The following is an 18839-nucleotide window of genomic DNA, read 5'->3' as shown; positions in this document are numbered from 1 at the left end:
CCACAACCACCGTCATTCCGGGGCAAGGCCGCAGGCCTTGAACCCGGAATCTCGATGTTGGCTTGCGGCGCTTCAACAATCTCGAGATTCCGGGTTCAATCGCCACCGCGCTGCGCGCGTTGACGATTGCCCCCGGAATGGCGCCGGTGAGGCGAGCGCAGCGCGTAGGGCGGATGAGTTAGTTAGCGCAGCGTCATCCCCCGACAGGTGCGGGCTCTCTCCTTCGTGCATTGATGAGATGGCGGCATCCGGCTTCGCCGGGGTGGCGGATTACGCTGCGCTAATCCGCCCTACGTTCTTTTTATCCTCTACGCTTCGCCGCCTCCTGCAGGTCCGGCGCATTGACAGCGGGGATGGCGATCCGCCCTGGTCCCGTCTGCGACAGCGCCGCAGCGGCCTTGTCGTTGTCCATGATCTTGGCCATCACGGCTTGCCCTGCGCGCTCGAAGATCTCGCGGTTCTCGATGACGAATGTCTGCGAGCGGCGCAGGCCGTCGATATAGCCGTTGATCTCCGGCACGACATAGCGCGCGACCATGTCCCAGCTGCGCCGCGTGTTCTCCGGGTTGGCCCAGTCATGCACGAAGCCGATGATGGCGCCGACGCCGCCGGACACCTGCATCAGGTTCTTGATCGTCTTGACGAGATCATCGGGGGTGCCGATCGTCGAGGCCGCGCCCTCGACGAAGGCGGTCTTGTCGACGGCTTCGTCCGGCGATGAGAACGGCTTCAGGCCCGGCCGCATCAACGTGCCCACGGTATATTCGTTGTGCCAGCGCATCAGGCCGGCGCCGGCCTCGCGGCGGGCCTGCTCGCGGGTCTCGGCGATGTGCCACGACAACAGCACGCGCCAATTGGCGCGGCTCACCGTCGTGCCATGTTTCTTCGCGGCGTCCTCGGCGAACTCCCATTGCTGCGGCAGCGCCATCAGACCCTGCGTCGACATCGAGCCGAGCGAGATGATGCCGATGCCGTATTTGCCGGCGAGCGTCATGCCCGATGGCGAGATCTGCGACGCCACCACGAACGGCATCTCCTCCTGCAGCGGGAGAATCTGCAGCGCCGCGTCGTTCATCGTGAACCAGTCGCTTCTGGCGGTGACGCGCTCGCCGTTGAACAGGCGGCGGATGATGGCGATCGCCTCGTCCTGGCGGTCGCGCTGCGTCATCGGATCGATGCCGAGCGTATGCGCATCGGAGGCGAGCGCGCCGGGGCCGGAGCCGAAGATGGCGCGGCCGCCGGTCATGTGGTCGAGCTGCACCATGCGCTGTGCGACGTTGAACGGATGATGATAGGGCAGCGAGATGACGCCGGTGCCGAGCTTGATGCGCTTGGTGCGCTCGCCGGCGGCGGCAAGAAACATCTCGGGCGACGCGATCATCTCCCAGCCGCTGGAATGATGCTCGCCGCACCAGAACTCGTCATAGCCGAGCTCGTCGAGCTGCGACACGAGATCGAGGTCGCGGCGGAATTGCAGCATCGGATGCTCGCCGATCGGATGATGCGGAGCGAGGAATGCGCCGAATTTGAGCCGCGCCATGTGTTTTCTCCCGAACGGAATATCGTTGTTGCTCGTCGTTGTTGCTTGGCGCTCAGGCTAATTGGCGCCTCGTGCGCAGGCAATCATCTTGCGGCTCGTTGGAGAGCGGTGCATGCCTGCCATTTGTTGTTTACTGATCGCGGATCGCTGCGCACACTCCGACGCGAGATCGCGATTCGCGGATGGATAAGGATTGAAGCGTCCAATTTGCTACGATCGGCGGAGAGCAGTTGCGTCGTCGGCCGTGCTCACGCTCTCCGCGATTTCGGCCGTGTGAGGTTCGCATTTCGGTGATGACTGCGTGAAGCGCCGCCTCCGCGTGGCATTTTGATCGCAGCAAGCGCGAAATTCGCAATCAAATTGCTGCAGTCCGCTTTTGCGCGGGCTTTTTCTTTTGCGCTGCAGCAACCATCTGGGTGATGGTGGAGTTTGATCTGCACCATTGAAGACGTGACGATCGAGACGTGACTGCCAAGACGTGACTGCCAAGACGTGACTGCCAAGACGTACCGCCAAGGAGCTGCCGTTGTCCCTCGCTGAAAATGTTGAGTATTTGCGGCGGCTGCGGGAGCTGAACGGCATCACCGGATTTGGCGATTTTCATCGTCAGGTGCGGCCCGCCCCCGAATGTCCGCTGGTCGAGGTCGAAGGCTTTGGCAGCAATCCCGGCCGGCTGAAGATGTTTGCCTATGTGCCGGCGCAGCGCCAGCCGCTGCTGCCGCTCGTCGTCGTGCTGCATGGCTGCGGGCAGAGCGCGGCGGAGTATGATCTCGGCGCCGGCTGGTCGACGCTCGCAAAGCATTTCGGCTTCGCGCTGCTGATGCCTGAGCAGCAGCGCATCAACAATCCGCAGCGCTGCTTCAACTGGTTTCAGTCCGAGGACATCACCCGCGACCAGGGCGAGGTCGCCTCGATCCGCGAGATGATCGCCCGCATGGTGGCCGATTGCGCCATCGATCCCAGCCGCATTTTCGTCACCGGCCTGTCGGCTGGCGGCGCGATGACGATGGCGATGCTGTCGGCACATCCGGAATTGTTCGCGGCCGGCGCCGTCATCGCGGGGCTGCCATTCGGTACCGCGCGCAACATGCGCGACGCGATCCTGCAGATGCGGATGCCGCCGGCGCGTCCCGCCGGCGAGCTCGGCGATCTCGTGCGCCGCGCCTCCAGTCATCGCGGCAAATGGCCGAAGCTGTCGGTGTGGCACGGCACCGCCGACTACACCGTGCATCCCGACAATGCCGGCGAGATCGTCAAGCAGTGGCTCGATCTGCACCATCTGCCGCTGGCGCCGATGGCCGCGAACGAGGTCAACGGCTATCCGCATGAGCAATGGTGGAACGCCGACGGCGAGACGATGGTCGAGTCCTTCACCATCACCAACATGGCGCATGGCACGCCGATCGGCGTCGCCGGCAACGACAAGCGCTACGGCAAGGCCGGACCGTTCCTGCTCGAGGCCGGCATTTCCTCGTCCTATCTGATCGCGAAATTCTTCGGCGTCACCGACTGGATCCGGCAGCCCAAGCCGGCGGTGACCTCGCCGAGCAGCAAGCTCATTCCGGAGGTGTCGCCAATCCCCGTGCTGCCGGCGCTGACCAAGATGCTGCGAAAGGCTGAGGACCAGCCGGCCGCCGGCTCGGTGGAGGCCAAGGCCGCGCCGCAGCCGACCACGACCGCGCCGCCGACGAAGACCGCGAAGCCTGCGCAGCCGCGGCCCGCGCGCGCCAAGTCGGGCCGGTCGACGGCGCGGCCGCCGAAACGCAAGGCCGAGCCGCCGGCCAGCGGGCCGCTGCCGGTCGAAAGCAAGGCGATGAGTGCGGCGCCGGCAGGCGCGCCGGCCGAGGTGACACCGGTGGCGTCCAAGCCAAGCGTGGCCAAGGCGATCGATATGACGCCCGCCGATCCGCCGACCGTTGTCGCGGTGAAGGCTGCTCCCGCGCCCAGCGCGCCGCCGCCCGCCGCGAAGCGCCGCCGCGTCATCGACGTCGCCGCCGTGATCGACCGCGCGTTGAAGGCGGCCGGGCTGAAATAAGCTTCAGGCGCGGAGCGCGTGGCTGAAGCCTGTTGAACGACAATGGCTGATTGCTGAAGCCGTCATTCCGGAATGGTCCGAAGGACCAGACCTCAGATGCGCAACTGCGCATCGGGACATCTCGAGATTCCGGGTTCAGCCCTGCGGGCTGCCTCGGAATGACGGACCGAACGATCAAGCCATGCCGGTGAGGAACGGATTTGTCATCCGCTCCTGGCCGAAGCTCGAACCGGCGCCGTGGCCGCAGATGAAGCCGATATCGTCGCCGAGCGGCAGCAGCTTGGTCTTGATCGAGCTGATCAAGGTCTCATGGCTGCCGCCGGGCAGGTCGGTGCGGCCGACCGAGCCGTTGAACAGCACGTCGCCGACATGGGCGAAGCGCATCTGCTTGTTGAAGAACACCACGCTGCCCGGCGAATGGCCGGGGCAATGCAGGATGTCGAAGACGAGCTCGCCGATCTCGACGGTGTCGCCTTCCTCGAGCCAGCGGTCCGGCGTGACGTCGCGCACGCCGGTGATGCCGAAGCGCGCGCCGCTGGCGACGACGTTGTCGAGCAGGAACTTGTCGGCGATGTGAGGGCCCTCGATCGGCACCTTCAGTGCATCGCGCAGGTCGGCGGCGCCGCCGACGTGATCGATATGGCCGTGCGTCAGCCAGATCTTCTCGACGGTCACCTTCGCCTGCGCGATCGCGGCCTGGATGTTCGGCACGTCGCCGCCGGGGTCGATCACGATCGCCTTCTTCGTCGCCTCGCACCACAGGATGGTGCAGTTCTGTTCGAATGGCGTGACGGGCACGATCATCGCGCCGGCCTTCGCCTTGGTCTGGTTCTGCTCGCTCATGCCGCCAGCATGCCGATTTTTCGCATTGCGCCAAGCGAAAAACACCGGCTCGTGGCGGCTTGAAGACCGGCGCCGGGCTCGCGTTGTGAACCTGCCGCCGGTTCCTGCGTTGGGCCGCACGGTTGCGAGCAGAAAGCGGTTCGAGATGGCGGAGCAGGGCGCCTGGTGGCGCGAGGGGATTTTCTACCAGATCTATCCGCGCTCGTTCCAGGACAGCGACGGCGACGGGGTCGGCGACCTCACCGGCATCGTCCATCGCCTGCCCTATCTGTTGACCCTGGGCGTCGATGCGATCTGGCTGTCGCCGATCTTCACCTCGCCGATGGCCGATTTCGGCTATGACATCGCCGACTACACCGGCATCGATCCCTTGTTCGGCACGATGGAGGATTTCGATGCGCTGGTGAAGGCCGCGCATGACGGCGGGCTGAAGCTGATCCTCGACCTCGTGCCGAACCACACCTCGGATCAGCACCCGTGGTTTCTGCAGGCGCGGCAATCGCGCGACGATCCGCATCGCGACTGGTACATCTGGCGCGATCCGGCTGCCGATGGCGGGCCGCCGAACAACTGGCTGTCGGAATTCGGCGGCAGCGCGTGGCAGTTCGATTCCGCGACCGGGCAGTACTACTATCACGCCTTCCTGGCGCAGCAGCCGGACCTGAACTGGCGCAACCCGGCGGTGCGCGCGGCGATCTACAACGTGATGCGGTTCTGGCTGCGCAAGGGCGTCGACGGCTTTCGCGTCGACGTGATCTGGCACCTGATCAAGGATTCGCAGTTTCGCGACAATCCGGCCAATCCCGACTATCACGGCGGCCGGCCGCCGCATGAGCAGATCATCTCGCGCTACTCCGCCGATCAGCCGGAGGTGCACGAGGTCGTGGCCGAGATGCGCGCGGTGGTCGACGAGTTCGAGGATCGCGTGCTGATCGGCGAGATCTATCTGCCGCTCGAGCGGCTCATGACCTATTACGGCAAGGATCTCGGCGGCGCGCATCTGCCGTTCAACTTCGCGCTGCTGTCGGCGCCGTGGCATGCCCGCGAGATCGAGACCATCATCGCCGATTACGAGGCCGCGCTGCCGACGGGCGCGTGGCCGAACTGGGTGCTCGGCAACCACGACCGGCCGCGGGTGGCGAGCCGTGTCGGCCCGGAGCAGGCGCGCGTCGCGGCGATGCTGTTGTTGACCCTGCGCGGCACGCCGACGCTGTATTACGGCGACGAGATCGGCATGCATCAGGTCGCGATCAGCCCGGAGCAGGTGCGCGATCCGTTCGAGAAGAACGTGCCCGGCATCGGCGTCGGTCGCGACGGCTGCCGCACCCCGATGCAATGGAGCGCGCTGCCGGGGGCGGGCTTCACCCAGGCGGCGCCCTGGCTACCGGTGGCCGACGACTTCACGCATGAGAACGTCGTCAACCTGACCGCTGACCGCCGTTCGATCCTCAACCTGTACCGCGCGCTCATTCGTCTGCGCAAAGCACATCGCGTGCTCGTCACCGGCCGCTACCGGCCGGTCGCGGCGCAAGGCGATCTGCTGCTGTACCGCCGCGAAGGCGACGGCGAGGTTGTCACCATCGCGCTCAATCTCGGCGACGAGCCGGTGGCGATCGCGACCGAAGGCAACGGCCTCGACGGCGCGATCCTGCTCTCCACCTGGCTCGACCGCGACGGCGAGCGCGTCGAGGGCACGCTGGATTTGCGAGGGAATGAGGGCGTGCTGATCGGAAGGAGTGCGTAGCTGCTTGGTGTTGCTACTCGTTGTCGCTGCGCGACGGCGTCACCCCACACTCAGTGTCGTCCCGGGCTTGACCCGGGACCCATACTCCCAGGAAGCGCTCGAGGCAGGCTGGCAACTCCGAGTCGTCGCCACACGACAGCCTGTGGTTATGGGTCCCGGGTCAAGCCCGGGACGACACCGAGTTTGAGGAGGCCTCGGGGCCAACTTATCGGCATTCTGGAGCTGCGGGGGTCACCGCCGCCGCGCCTTGCCTAACTGCTTTGTCTTCCGCACCGGCTTCGCCGGGCTTTCCGTCTCGATATCACTCCGCCGCAGCAGATAGTCGAGGCCGCCGACGCGGTACCAGCGGTAGCCGTAGGGCTCGAGCACCAGCGTGTGGCGGCCGCGGTCGTCGGCGCGGCTGTGATCCTCGGACAGGAGATTGATCAGCAGTCTGCCGGTGTCATCGGGCAGGCCGACGTCGAAGCTGATCTCGCGCGGCTTCTCATCGAGATTGTGCACGAACAGCACCGAATTGTTGCGCCAGTCGTAGCGCATGATCAGCACGGCGGGATCTTTGGTCGCGATGACGGCAAAATCGCCCCAGCCGACCTCCGGCACTTCCTTGCGCATGCGGATGATGCGCTCGGTCCAGTTCAGCATCGAGTTCGGATCGCGCCGCTGCTTGGCGGCGTTGACGTGCTCGAAGCCGTAGGGGCCGTGATCGATCACGGGCGGCGCCGAGGTCCCGCTCTTGGTGAAGCCGCCATGCGGCTCGGTCGACCATTGCATCGGCGTGCGCGCGCAATTGCGCTCGGGGAGCTTGAGATCGTCGCCCATCGCCAGCTCGTCGCCGTAGCGGATGACGGGCGTGCCGGGCAGGGTGAACATCAGGCTGTAAGCGAGCTCGATGCGGCGGCGGTCGCCGCCGAGCATCGGCGCCAGCCGGCGCCGGATGCCGCGGTCATAGAGCTGCATGCTCTTGTCGGGCCCGAACGCCGCAAACACCGCCGCGCGCTGCTCTTTCGTCAGCCGCCCGAGATCGAGCTCGTCATGATTGCGCAGGAACAGACCCCATTGCGCCGACGCCGGCCGCGGCTTGGTCGCCTGCAACGCCTTGGCCAGCGGCCGGGTGTCGGAGGCGGCGAGCGCATAGAACAGATGCTGGTTGACGTGAAAGTTGAACATCATGTGCATGCGGTCGCCGTCGTCGCCGAAATACTCCATGTCGGTTTCCGGCAGCACGTTGGCTTCCGCGAGGATGATCGCCTCCCCCTGACGCCATTGCAGGAATTCCCGGAAGGTGCGCAGCATGTCGTACTGTTCGACCGGCTTCCTGACGTCGGCGCCCTTGGTCGCGATCACGAACGGCACCGCGTCCATGCGGAAGCCGGAGACGCCGAGCTGGATCCAGAAGCCCATGATCTTGAGGATCTCGGCCTGCACCTCCGGGTTCGAGGTGTTGAGGTCAGGCTGGAAGTCGTAGAAGCGGTGGAAGTAGTACGCGCCGGCCTGCTTGTCGCGCGTCCAGGTCGACTTCTGCACGCCGGGAAACACCATGCCCTTGTCGGCATTGGCCGGCTTCCTGTCCGACCACACATACCAGTCGCGGTAGTGGGAATCCTTGGCGCTGCGGGCGTCGAGAAACCACGGGTGCTGGTCGGAGGTGTGGTTGACGACGAGGTCGATGATGACGCGGATGCCGCGCTGCTGGCAGCCATGGGTGAACTGCACGAAATCGCCGAGCGTGCCGTAGCGCGGATCGACATTGTAGTAGTCGGCGACATCGTAGCCGTCGTCGCGCTGCGGCGAGGGCTGGAACGGCATCAGCCAGATCGCGGTGATGCCGAGCCCGTGCAGATAATCGAGCCGGCGCGTCAGGCCCTTGAAATCGCCGATGCCGTCGCCGTCGGCATCCATGTAGGTGCCGACCGACAGGCAGTAGAACACCGCGTTCTTGTACCAGAGATCATCGATCATGGACGGCGCCCCGTTGCGCCGCCCCGCCGGCGGCCGCTTGTTAAGCGGAAGGCCGGCATCGGGTTCCCGGTTCCGAGCTGAAAGCCGCGCTTGGGCGGCTTTCAGAATCGGCTATGCTGCGCCGATGGACGCATCAGCCGCCAGGATCAGCCTTGTCCCCATCGACCGCCGCCAGTCGGAGACGGCGCTCGCGATTGCGCGCGGCACTTCGCGTCTGCTGCGCTCGCTCGGCTTCGCCACGATCAGCGAACTGCCTCTGCCGTCCGGGCGCCGTGCCGATCTGGTGGCGCTGAACGAGCGCGGTGAGATCTGGATCGTCGAGATCAAGTCGTCGCTGGAGGATCTGCGCGCCGATCACAAATGGGAGGACTATCGCGCCCATTGCGACCGGCTGTTCTTCGCCTTCACGCAGGACCTGCCGTGTGAGCTGTTTCCCGAGAGCACCGGCCTGATCGTGGCCGACGCCTATGGCGCCCACCTGCATTGCGAGGCGCCGGAGCACAAGCTGCCGGCCCCGACGCGCAAGCTGATGACGGTGCGCTTTGCGCTCGCCGCCGCCCAGCGCATGAGCCGCCTGATCGACCCGCAAGGTCACGCCGACGTTTGACGCAGCTAAAGCTGCCTGTCGGCCGCGGTGGCCGGGCCCCAAGCCGGGTCCAAATACCGGCGCGCGAGCCGGTGCTGATCACTTCGGCGTGTGGGCGGGGTCCAACTGTTGCCGTGCGGCGACTCCCTTCCGAATCCCGGCCGATGTCCCTGTCTCTGCCCGACAATTGCCCCTGATGGGGCGCAACGTGTCGCAACATTTTAAGGCTTGAACGGTATTCCACCCCAGGGGTGCAGACAGGGACGCGAGATGCGACGGGTGGTCTTGGCATTGACGCTGCTCTTCGCGAGCCAAGTCTTGGCGAGCCAAGTCCGCGCGGAGGAGGTGGCGTTCTACGTGATCGGCGTGGGCGCCGATTCCTGCGAGCGCTTCATTGCCGCCGCGGAGGAGCAGCCGCCCGGCACCTACAAGGCGATCGGCAATCCCGACGGGCCCTACGTCAACGCGATCTCGAAATATCAACAATGGATGATGGGCTATGTCTCCGCCATCAACGCGACGCGCGGCGACGAGGGCATGCAGATCAAGCTCGACCTCACCGAGATGGACAGCTGGATGCGCAACTGGTGCAGCCGCAACCAGCGGCGCACGGTCTTCCACGCGCTGCAGGCGTTCGTGAAGTCGCATTGAGCGCGAAAGTGGGCGATCCCTCTACTTCGGGGCCCGCTTGGCCAGGATGCGTTGCAGGGTGCGGCGGTGCATGTTGAGGCGGCGCGCGGTCTCGGAGACGTTGCGGTTGCACATCTCGTAGATGCGCTGGATGTGCTCCCAGCGCACGCGGTCGGCCGACATCGGATTCGACGGCAGCTCGGACTTCTCGCTGGTGGTCGCCAGCAACGCGGCGACGACGTCGTCGGCATCGGCCGGCTTGGCGAGATAGTCGACGGCGCCCATCTTCACCGCGGTCACGGCGGTGGCGATGTTGCCGTAGCCGGTCAGCACGATGGCGCGCGCCTCGGGCCGCTTGCGCTTCAGCGCCGACACCACGTCGAGGCCGTTGCCGTCACCGAGCCGGAGGTCGACGACGGCGAAAGCCGGCGCCGACTTGCCGATCTGGGAGATGCCTTCGGCCACGCTCTCACACGACGTGACCGTGAAGCCACGGGTCTCCATCGCCCGTGACAGCCGCTCCAGGAACGGCTTGTCGTCCTCGACGATCAGCAGAGAGCGGTCCGGATGGTTCGTCAGTTCGGCGATGGCGCCCACGGTCATATCCTTAGCAAGAAGGCTCGATGTTGCGAGACGATCTGTCATGGGTGTCATATGGCCCTTGCATGGCTCGCTGCCAAGATCGCGGGATGCCGCAGTCTGCGGCGTGACGCCGCGCCAATGGCGGCCGTCTTCGTATACCAGCGGCGGTCGATCATTCCGGCTCGTCCTCTTCGCCGTCCTCGACAGCCTCGAAACGCCGCCGCGGCCAGACGATTTGAACCACGGCGCCGTGATCGGGGAAGGTACGATTGGTAAATGAGACCTTGGCCCCGGTGCGCTCCAGCAGGGTCCGGGCGATGAACACGCCAAGCCCGAGACCGCCGCCCTGGTTACCCCCCTGGCCTTCCTCGCCGCTGCGCCGGCGCGACAGATACGGCTCGCCGATGCGTTTGAGGATGTCAGGCGCGAAGCCGGGGCCGTCGTCGGAGATCACGAGCTCGACCGTCTCGTTGTTCCACCAGGCATTCACCTCGACGGCGTTGCGCGCGAAGTCGACCGCATTCTCCAGGATGTTGCCGACGCCGTAGAGGATCGCTGGATTGCGCGAGCCGACCGGCTCCTTGGCTGCCGCGACGGCCACCCGCACCTTGATGTCGACGCCGAAGTCGCGGTGTGGCGCGACCGTCTCCTCGATCAGGGTCGACAGCTTCATGCGGTCGTACATCGACCCGACCGACGACAGCTGGGTGATCTTGCCGAGAATGTCGCGGCAGCGCTGAGCCTGCTCGCGCAGTGTCTTGATGTCGGACGTCACCTGGCTGTTGTCCTGCAGCGCCCGCTCCAGCTCGCGCGAGATCAGCACGATGGTGGCGAGCGGGGTGCCGAGCTCGTGCGCCGCCGCCGCAGCCAGGCCGTCGAGCTGGGTGAGATGCTGCTCGCGTGCCAGCACCAGCTCGGTGGCGGCAAGCGCGTCCGACAGCTTGCGCGCCTCCTCGGTGACCTGGAAGGCGTAGAGGCTGGTGACGCCGATCGCGAGCGCAATCGAGAGCCAGACGCCGAACAGATAGATCGGCGGGAAGATCAGCGGCTCCTCACCCTCCCATGGCAGCGGCAGGTGCATGAAGAACAGCGCGGTGGCGCAGGCGACCGCGAGCAGACCGAGCATGATCGTCAGGCGGATCGGCAGGGCGGTCGCGGCGATCAGCACCGGCGCCAGGAACATGTACGAGAACGGGTTCTCCAGCCCGCCGGTGAGATAGAGCAGCACCGTCAGCTCGATGATGTTGAGCGCAAGCAGGCCGCCGGCATGCGCCGGCTCCAGCAGCTGCATCGGGTTGAAGGCGATCTGCAGGCCGAGATTGAGCAGCGCCGACACGCTGATGACGGCCAGGCACGGCACGACCGGCAGGTCGAACTCCAGGCCCTGCACCACGATGAAGATCGCGCTCAATTGACCGAGGGCCGCGAGCCAGCGCAGCCGCAGGATCGTATCGAGCCGGACACGCTGGCGCGGATGGCGATAATCCGTGTCGGGTGTGTCGATGATCAGAGCATCGGTCATGGCGTTGGTCATGTCGGGGAACTTAACGCCACCAAGGCGTGGCGACAAATCGGCCAGGCCGTTGGTGGCCTGTTGCGGTTTGCGGCACAATGCCTCAATGAACTCTCGACATGACGCAAGATGACGCAGCGCCGACGCCATCGTCGGCTTCGGGGTCTGGCTCGCCAGCGATAGCGGTGTCGCGCCTGACCAAGATCTACAAGACGGCCCCGGCGGTCGACGGCATCTCGTTTGCGATCCGGCGCGGCAGCATCACCGGGCTGCTCGGCGGCAACGGGGCCGGCAAGACCACGACGATCGCGATGGTCATGGGGCTGGTGCAGCCGACCTCCGGCACCGTCGAGGTGCTCGGCCACACCATGCCGGACGAGGCTGCCGCCGTGCTCGGGCGGATGAATTTCGAAAGCCCCTATGTCGACATGCCGATGCGGCTCACGGTGCGGCAGAACCTCACCATCTTCGGCCGGCTCTATGCGGTCGACCATCTCAAGGAGCGCATCGCCGAGCTCGCCGCGCAGCTCGATCTCACCGACTTCATCGACCGCGCCAGCGGCAAGCTGTCGGCCGGGCAGAAGACGCGCGTGGCGCTGGCGAAGGCGCTGATCAACGATCCCGAGCTGCTGCTGCTCGACGAGCCGACGGCCTCGCTCGATCCCGACACTGCGGACTGGGTGCGCGGCCATCTCGAGCGCTACCGCGCGCGCCGCGGCGCCACCATCCTGCTGGCCTCGCACAACATGTTCGAGGTCGAGCGCCTTTGCGACCGCGTGATCATTATGAAGCGCGGGCGGATCGAGGACGACGACAGCCCGGCTGGCATCATGGCGCGCTACAACCGGTCGACGCTGGAGGAGGTGTTCCTCGATGTGGCCCGCGGCCGTGACCGGGAGGCTGCCCAATGAACGATTTGTCCTTGGCGATCGCCCCGCACCGCATCGGCGCGATGGTCCTGCGCTACTGGTACCTGCTGCTGTCGTCCTGGCCGCGGCTCTTGGAGCTGATGTACTGGCCGACGCTGCAGATCATCACCTGGGGCTTCCTGCAGACCTACATCACCGCCAATGCCGGCTTCTTCGCCCGCGCCGGCGGCACGCTGATCGGTGCCGTGATCCTGTGGGACATCCTGTTCCGCGGGCAGCTCGGCTTCTCCATCTCCTTCCTGGAGGAGATGTGGGCGCGCAACATCGGCAACCTGATGATGAGCCCGCTCACGCCGATCGAATTCCTGCTGGCCTTGATGACCATGAGCGTCGTCCGGCTCGCCATCGGCATCATCCCGATGACCTTGATCGCGGTGTGGTTCTTCGATTTCAACTTCTACAGCCTCGGCCTGCCGCTGATCGCGTTCTTCTGCAACCTGATCTTCACCTCCTGGGCGGTCGGCATCTTCGTGTCGGGCCTGGTGCTGCGCAACGGGCTCGGCGCCGAAAGCATCGTCTGGACCCTGATGTTCGCGCTGATGCCGCTGGCCTGCGTGTACTATCCGGTGCAGGTGCTGCCGCACTGGCTGCAGTTCGTCGCCTGGTCGCTGCCGCCGACCTACGTGTTCGAGGGCATGCGCGCGCTGCTGGCGGACCACGCCTTCCGCGCCGACCTGATGCTGACCGCGCTCGGGCTCAATGCCGCCCTGCTGTTGGCGTCGTTTGCGGCATTCATTGCTCTGTTGCGCAGCGCCCGTCGCGCCGGCTCGCTGCTCTCCTCAGGGGAATAATTGCGTTTTCCCGTGGATTTTCGGGCTCATTTCGCTTCTTTCAGGCACCAACTCGTAACACACCGCATTGACGCTTAATTACGCATTCGGCAGTATGCTGCGTTGCAGAGAGGGTTGAACGAGAATGCCGATAGGTGAGTTTGGCGGTGCACCGCCCCTGGCGTCGGAAGGCAGTCCGGTCCTGACGACGCCGATGTACTGGATGTACGAAATGGCGCATGCCTCGCTCAATCCGGCGCGCGCTGTCACCGACGCCACCAAGATCCTGTTTCAGAACCCGCTCAATCCCTGGGCGCACACCGAGATGGGCAAGTCGATCGCAGCGGCCTGCGAGCTGTTCGAGCGCACCACGCGGCGCTACGGCAAGCCCGAATGGGGCCTCGACGAGACCGAGGTCAACGGCATCCGGACCCCGGTCGAGGTTCGCTCCATCTGGGAAAAGCCGTTCTGCCGCCTGCTGTATTTCGATCGCAAGCTGACCCGCCCGTTGCGCGCGCCGCAGCCGCGGCTCTTGATCGTGGCGCCGATGTCCGGCCATTACGCGACGCTTCTGCGCGGCACGGTCGAGGCATTCCTGCCGACGCACGAGGTCTATATCACCGATTGGGCCGATGCCCGCATGGTGCCGCTGGCCGAGGGCCGCTTCGATCTCGACGATTACATCGACTATGTCATCGAGATGCTGCGTTTCCTCGGCACCAACATGCACGTCATGGCGGTGTGCCAGCCGGCGGTGCCGGTGCTGGCGGCAGTTTCGGTGATGGAGGCCGAGCGCGATCCGTTCGCGCCGATCTCGATGACCCTGATGGGCGGGCCGATCGACACCCGTCGCAATCCGACCGGGGTCAACAACCTCGCCCAGGAGCGCGGCATCGAGTGGTTCCGCAACCACGTCATCACCAAGGTGCCGTTCCCGCATCCCGGTGTGATGCGCGACGTCTATCCGGGCTTCCTGCAGCTGAACGGGTTCATCAGCATGAACCTCGACCGCCACGTCGATGCCCACAAGGCGCTGTTCGCCAACCTCGTGAAGGGCGACGGAGACCAGGTCGACAAGCACCGCGACTTCTACGACGAGTATCTCGCCGTGATGGACCTGGCTGCGGAATATTATTTGCAGACGGTGGAGACGGTGTTCATCCGCCACGCGCTGCCGAAGGGCGAGATGACCCATCGTGGCGCGCTGGTCGATCCATCGAAGATCACGCGCGTCGCGCTCATGACAGTCGAAGGCGAGAAGGACGATATCTCGGGGCTCGGTCAGACCGAAGCGACGCATGGACTTTGTTCGTCGATCCCGGATCATCGCCGGGTGCACTACGTGCAACCGGGCGTCGGACATTACGGCGTGTTCAATGGATCACGATTCAAGTCGGAGATCGTGCCGCGCATCAACGACTTCATGCTGTCGGCAGCCGATCCGAAGTCGCTGCTCGCGATTGCCGCTGAATAGCGTCGAGGGAGGGATTTCGCGCCGTCGAATCCGACTGCGCGTTAACTCTTTGAAGAGACTTCGAAAACCTGAATTCCGGAGTGACTCAAGCAGTGAATGTGGCGTCACTGCTTGAGCGACGCTTTTGAATCTGAACTCACTCTATGGGCGGCTCTAGAGGCCCAAGCTCTGGGGTGTGGAACTTGTCGAGCCCCTGTATGTTGGGCAAATGATTTGTTTTTGCGCCGAGCGCTTTCCCTGGCGGTGGATATGGCAAAATCCGGGCGAGTTCTTCCCTCCCGGACTGACAGAAATGGCCACTCGCGCGCTACTCTATCGGCGGCCCGCCGAACCCTCGCGTCTTCTCGTCAAGCATGGCTCGCAAATCTACTCGATTAGATTGCGGCGTCACCGTCGTGCGCGACGTTATACACTGAGAATCCATCCGTCGGATCGCGAAGCGATCCTCACGATGCCTCCGCGCGGCACCATCATCGAAGCGAAAGACTTCGCGCAGCGTCACGGCGCTTGGATCGCGGCCCGTCTCGGCCGTTTGCCGAAGGCCGCGCCGTTCCTGCCGGGCACCTTGGTGCCGTTGCGCGGCGTGCCGCACAAGATCGTGCATCGCGCCGGCGAGCGCGGCACGGTGTGGACCGAGACGCGCGACAGCGGCGAGAAGATCCTGTGCGTGGCCGGCGGGATCGAGCACACCGAACGCCGCGTGCTCGACTTCCTCAAGCGCGAGGCACGTCGCGACCTGCAGAAGGCCGCCGACGCCTATGCCGAGCAGCTCGGGGTGAAGGTGAAGCGGCTGTCGATCCGCGACCAGTCGAGCCGCTGGGGCTCGTGCACCTCGGCCGGCTCGCTGTCGTTCTCGTGGCGTCTGATCCTCGCGCCGCCGTTCGTGCTCGACTATCTCGCGGCGCACGAGGTTGCCCATCTGATCGAGATGAACCACTCGCCGCGGTTCTGGAAGGTGTGCGGCAAGATCTGCGGCTCGGTCGAGCGCGCCAAGAAGTGGCTCGACACCTGCGGCAACGACCTGCACCGCTACGGTGTCGAGGATTGAGACTGAACGATCGGCGATCGAGACGACAATGGCCCGGCCTCTTGGTCCGGGCCATTGTTTTTGTTGCCGTCCGATCCGGCGCATCTCTGGCTTTGGGTCGCTCGGAGCTCATTTGGTTCGACAGGCGCCGCGAGCGCCGCTGCTCATCCTGAGGGGTAGAGGTCGATGGATGCAGAACGGCGCGACGGGCTATCGAATTCTTAAGCCTTCCCGCGCCTAACCGGGGGAAGGCAGCTCATTCGAGCGCGCTTTAACGTGGCTGTAACGCTGCGCTCGCAGATTTACCTCGATCAACCCCAAGGTGACGTCCCAGCCCACTGCCGGGTCGTTCGCTGCAACCCAAGCGCTGGTCGTTCTCCTGCAACGTGCAGCGCGCTTCAAATTGAACGATGCTTGCAAGCGAGTTCCAACCGGCCGCATCCATCGAGTTGCTCTCGGCCGCGCTCGATCGCGCCTCCGAGGCGATCCTGTTTCTCGATGGACACAACCGTATCCATTTCGCGAACAGGGCAGCCTCTGCGCTGCTTCGGCGTGAGCCCGCCGCGCTGATCGGCGCCAGCCCCGAGAGCCTGGGCCTGCCGGCCGACCTCGCCGCAGCGACCGCGGGCGATAAGCAAGGTGGCGGACCGGACATTGGCGATCATTCGCAGGACGCCGAGCCGCGCGAGGTGACGCTGCGGCATGCGGACGGCTCGCGGAACCGGTTGCGCTGCCGCCTGAGCGCCCTTTCGCCGGATCACGCGCCAGTGCAGTCGGCCGTCTTCCTTCAGGACGTCACCAAGGACGTCGTCCTGCGCGAGCAGAATGCGCTCCTGATGTCGGTGGCCGACCGCAGCAACCGCGCCGTCATCGTTACCAATCCCGAGTTGAAGGTCCTCTATACCAACGCAGCCTTTGCCAGCATCTTCGGCTACAGCTCGCAGGAGGTGCTCGGCCAGGACGTGGAGAAGCTTCTCGTCGGGCCTTGCACCGATCCCTTGATGGTCGACCGGCTGAAGCAGTGCATCATCGATGACCAGGGCGTCGAGGAAGACCTGCTGATCTACGACAAAGCGGGCTGCGAGATCTGGACCACCGCCCACGTCAAGGCGCACCGCAACCACCGTGGCCAGGTCAAATACCTGGTCGGCCTGCTCAGCGACATCCGCGAGGCCAAGCAATTGCGCTCGCTGCAGCAGTTGATCATGTCCGCCCTGGCGTCCGACGTCGCGATCACGACGATCGCCGACCAGCTGTGCCGCCGCGTCGAGGAACTGGCGCCGGACGTGGTCTGCTCGATCCTGCATGTGGATTCGGACGGCAAGATCCACCCGCTCGGCGGGCCCAGCCTGCCGCCGGCCTATTCGGCAAGCCTCGAAGGGGTCGCCATCGGTCCGGAGGTCGGCTCCTGCGGTACCGCCGCCTATCTGTGCCAGCCGGTGCTGGCGCGCGATATCGACAACGATCCGCGCTGGCAGCCCTACAAGGAAGGGCCGCTCGGGGCGGGCCTGCGGGCCTGCTGGTCGACGCCGATCAAGGGCAAGGACGGCCGCGTCATCGGCACCTTCGCGTTCTATTTCCGGGAATGCCGCGGCCCGAGCCCCTGGCACGAGCAGATCGTGCAGGCCTGCGTCCAGCTCGGCGCGCTCGCCATCGAGCGCCAGGAGGTCCGCTCGACGATCTCGCAGGTCGCCTATCACGACATGCTGACCGGCCTGCCCAACCGCGCCCGCATTCCGTCGATGATCGACGAGGCCATCAAGGCCTGTCCGGAGGGCAGCCATCTCGCGGTCGCCTTCCTCGACGCCGACAATTTCAAGGACGTCAACGACACGCTGGGTCATGCCGCCGGCGACGAGTTCCTGGTCGGCTTCGCCAACCGCCTGCGCGCGCAGATCCGCCCCGGCGACATGCTGGGCCGGCTCGGTGGCGACGAGTTCGTGATCGTGCTGCAGAATCGCGATGCGCTGGAGGCCTCGCTGGCCGCCGCCCGCATCACGGCCGCGCTGGCGATGCCGCTGACAATCGGCAAGCGCCAGGTGCCGATGTCCGCCAGCATGGGCCTGAGCCTCTATCCAGACAACGCCAAGGACATCGAGACCCTGATCAAGCAGGCCGACGGGGCGATGTACAAGGCCAAGCGCGCGGGCCGCGCCACCTATCGCTTCTTCAGCGCCGACATCGACAAGCTCGCGGAGGAGCGGTTGATGCACTCGACCGCGCTGCGCGAGGCGATCGCCAGCGAGGCGCTGACCCTGCATTACCAGCCGCAGATCTGCACCCGGACCGGCGCCATTCATGGCGTCGAGGCGCTCGCGCGCTGGCATGATCCGGTGCTCGGCGACGTGTCACCTGCCAAGTTCATCCCGCTGGCCGAGGAATGCGGCCTGATCGAGCAGATCGGCGTGTGGTCGATCAAGACCGCCTGTCAGCAGATGGCGTCGTGGCGCCGAGCCGGCCTCGACATCCCCTGCATCTCGGTGAACCTGTCGCCGATCAACTTCCAGAACGTCAATCTCGCGGCCGTCGTCGCCCAGATCCTGGCGGCCAACGATCTGCCGGCGAAGATGCTGATGCTGGAGATCACCGAGGGCGTGATCCTCAACGAGCGCGCCACCGTGATCGCGACCATGAGCGAGCTGCGCAACATGGGCGTCGGCCTGTCGCTCGACGATTTCGGCACCGGCTATTCCAGCCTGAGCCGGCTGGCGCAGCTGCCGATCCACGAGCTCAAGATCGATCGCGGCTTCATGCGCAATTTCGAGAACAACCAGGGCACGCGGGCGATCGTGACCGCGGTGGTCAGGGTGGGCCAGAGCCTCGACGTCAAGGTGGTCGCCGAGGGCGTCGAGACCGAGCCGCAGCGCAAGCTGCTCGCCGAGCTCGGCTGCGATGCCATGCAGGGCTTCCTGTTCGCGCGTCCCATGGCCGCCGGCGCCTTCAGCCGCTGGCTGCTCGACTACAGCGCCTGCCGCGCCAGCCTGATGCTGCGGCAGGTCGGACGCGCCTTGGCGCAGGCGGCGGGCCCGGTTGCGGCGGAGAAGCCGTCGCGGCCGGTTGTTGCGGCCGCGGGCTGATCGACCTGACCATCTTTCCCCCCGAGGGTCGGCTTTCCCTCGCGAGGGTCGGCGCCGTTACCAAGCCGGGCCTTCGCGCCTCCATCGTCATTCCGGGGCAATCGTCAACGCGCATTTGCGCGTTGGCGAT

The 18839-nt window shown here is 65.5% G+C and carries 14 protein-coding genes; 9 read left to right on the top strand and 5 right to left on the bottom strand.

The genetic code is table 11. The annotated features are described in order from the left end of the window. Nucleotides 1–301 precede the first annotated feature (301 nt). Nucleotides 302–1540, bottom strand: coding sequence for an LLM class flavin-dependent oxidoreductase (locus BRAO375_RS01220; RefSeq protein ID WP_009025621.1), 1239 nt, complete (start codon nucleotides 1538–1540; stop codon nucleotides 302–304). 526 nt (nucleotides 1541–2066) lie between these two features. Here BRAO375_RS01220 and BRAO375_RS01215 point away from each other — a divergent pair. Then, nucleotides 2067–3575, top strand: coding sequence for an extracellular catalytic domain type 1 short-chain-length polyhydroxyalkanoate depolymerase (locus BRAO375_RS01215; protein WP_009025620.1), 1509 nt, complete (start codon nucleotides 2067–2069; stop codon nucleotides 3573–3575). A 174-nt stretch (nucleotides 3576–3749) separates the two neighbouring features. Here BRAO375_RS01215 and BRAO375_RS01210 read toward each other — a convergent pair whose 3' ends face one another. After that, nucleotides 3750–4418 carry an MBL fold metallo-hydrolase gene (locus BRAO375_RS01210; protein ID WP_009025619.1) on the bottom strand — a complete coding sequence of 223 codons (669 nt, stop codon included), beginning with the start codon at nucleotides 4416–4418 and terminating at the stop codon, nucleotides 3750–3752. 145 nt (nucleotides 4419–4563) lie between these two features. Between BRAO375_RS01210 and BRAO375_RS01205 the strand changes: the two genes are divergently transcribed. Continuing rightward, nucleotides 4564–6162: an alpha-amylase family glycosyl hydrolase gene (locus BRAO375_RS01205; protein WP_009025618.1), complete on the top strand. Its 1599-nt coding sequence runs from the start codon at nucleotides 4564–4566 to the stop codon at nucleotides 6160–6162. A 231-nt stretch (nucleotides 6163–6393) separates the two neighbouring features. Here BRAO375_RS01205 and BRAO375_RS01200 read toward each other — a convergent pair whose 3' ends face one another. Further along, nucleotides 6394–8121, bottom strand: a complete 1728-nt coding sequence (locus BRAO375_RS01200) for an alpha-amylase family protein (RefSeq protein ID WP_009025617.1) — start codon at nucleotides 8119–8121, stop codon at nucleotides 6394–6396. Between the two features lie 124 nt (nucleotides 8122–8245). On the opposite strand from BRAO375_RS01200, the gene BRAO375_RS01195 reads away from it, so the two are divergent. Further along, complete coding sequence (locus BRAO375_RS01195; RefSeq protein WP_009025616.1) at nucleotides 8246–8728, top strand: MmcB family DNA repair protein; 483 nt, start codon at nucleotides 8246–8248, stop codon at nucleotides 8726–8728. A 249-nt stretch (nucleotides 8729–8977) separates the two neighbouring features. Then, a complete protein-coding gene (locus tag BRAO375_RS01190) occupies nucleotides 8978–9358 on the top strand; it encodes a hypothetical protein (RefSeq protein WP_009025615.1) in 381 nt (126 codons plus the stop codon). A 21-nt stretch (nucleotides 9359–9379) separates the two neighbouring features. Here the strand turns inward: BRAO375_RS01190 and BRAO375_RS01185 are convergent, their stop codons facing one another. Together BRAO375_RS01185 and BRAO375_RS01180 are read right to left on the bottom strand one after the other, a co-directional pair. Then, complete coding sequence (locus BRAO375_RS01185; RefSeq protein WP_009025614.1) at nucleotides 9380–9934, bottom strand: ActR/PrrA/RegA family redox response regulator transcription factor; 555 nt, start codon at nucleotides 9932–9934, stop codon at nucleotides 9380–9382. Between the two features lie 157 nt (nucleotides 9935–10091). Then, nucleotides 10092–11441, bottom strand: a complete 1350-nt coding sequence (locus BRAO375_RS01180; protein WP_035638293.1) for an ActS/PrrB/RegB family redox-sensitive histidine kinase — start codon at nucleotides 11439–11441, stop codon at nucleotides 10092–10094. Between the two features lie 110 nt (nucleotides 11442–11551). Between BRAO375_RS01180 and BRAO375_RS01175 the strand changes: the two genes are divergently transcribed. The 5 genes from BRAO375_RS01175 to BRAO375_RS01155 all read left to right on the top strand — a co-directional run bounded on the left by BRAO375_RS01175 (nucleotide 11552) and on the right by BRAO375_RS01155 (nucleotide 18709). Then, entirely contained in the window at nucleotides 11552–12343 is a 792-nt protein-coding gene (locus tag BRAO375_RS01175) for an ABC transporter ATP-binding protein (protein WP_035638292.1), read from the top strand. Then, nucleotides 12340–13152, top strand: coding sequence for an ABC transporter permease (locus BRAO375_RS01170; protein WP_009025611.1), 813 nt, complete (start codon nucleotides 12340–12342; stop codon nucleotides 13150–13152). Before BRAO375_RS01175 ends, BRAO375_RS01170 begins: the two co-directional genes overlap by 4 nt. Before the next feature lie 124 nt (nucleotides 13153–13276). Beyond that, on the top strand, nucleotides 13277–14605 hold the full coding sequence (locus tag BRAO375_RS01165; protein WP_035638291.1) for a polyhydroxyalkanoate depolymerase: 1329 nt from the start codon (nucleotides 13277–13279) through the stop codon (nucleotides 14603–14605). 208 nt (nucleotides 14606–14813) lie between these two features. After that, nucleotides 14814–15653 carry a M48 family metallopeptidase gene (locus tag BRAO375_RS01160; RefSeq protein WP_083842414.1) on the top strand — a complete coding sequence of 280 codons (840 nt, stop codon included), beginning with the start codon at nucleotides 14814–14816 and terminating at the stop codon, nucleotides 15651–15653. A gap of 389 nt (nucleotides 15654–16042) precedes the next feature. Then, a complete protein-coding gene (locus tag BRAO375_RS01155; protein ID WP_009025608.1) occupies nucleotides 16043–18709 on the top strand; it encodes an EAL domain-containing protein in 2667 nt (888 codons plus the stop codon). Nucleotides 18710–18839 lie beyond the last annotated feature (130 nt).

This window comes from Bradyrhizobium sp. ORS 375 (genome assembly GCF_000239775.1).
Classification (GTDB): domain Bacteria; phylum Pseudomonadota; class Alphaproteobacteria; order Rhizobiales; family Xanthobacteraceae; genus Bradyrhizobium.
This window is presented reverse-complemented; position numbering and strand designations above follow the sequence as displayed.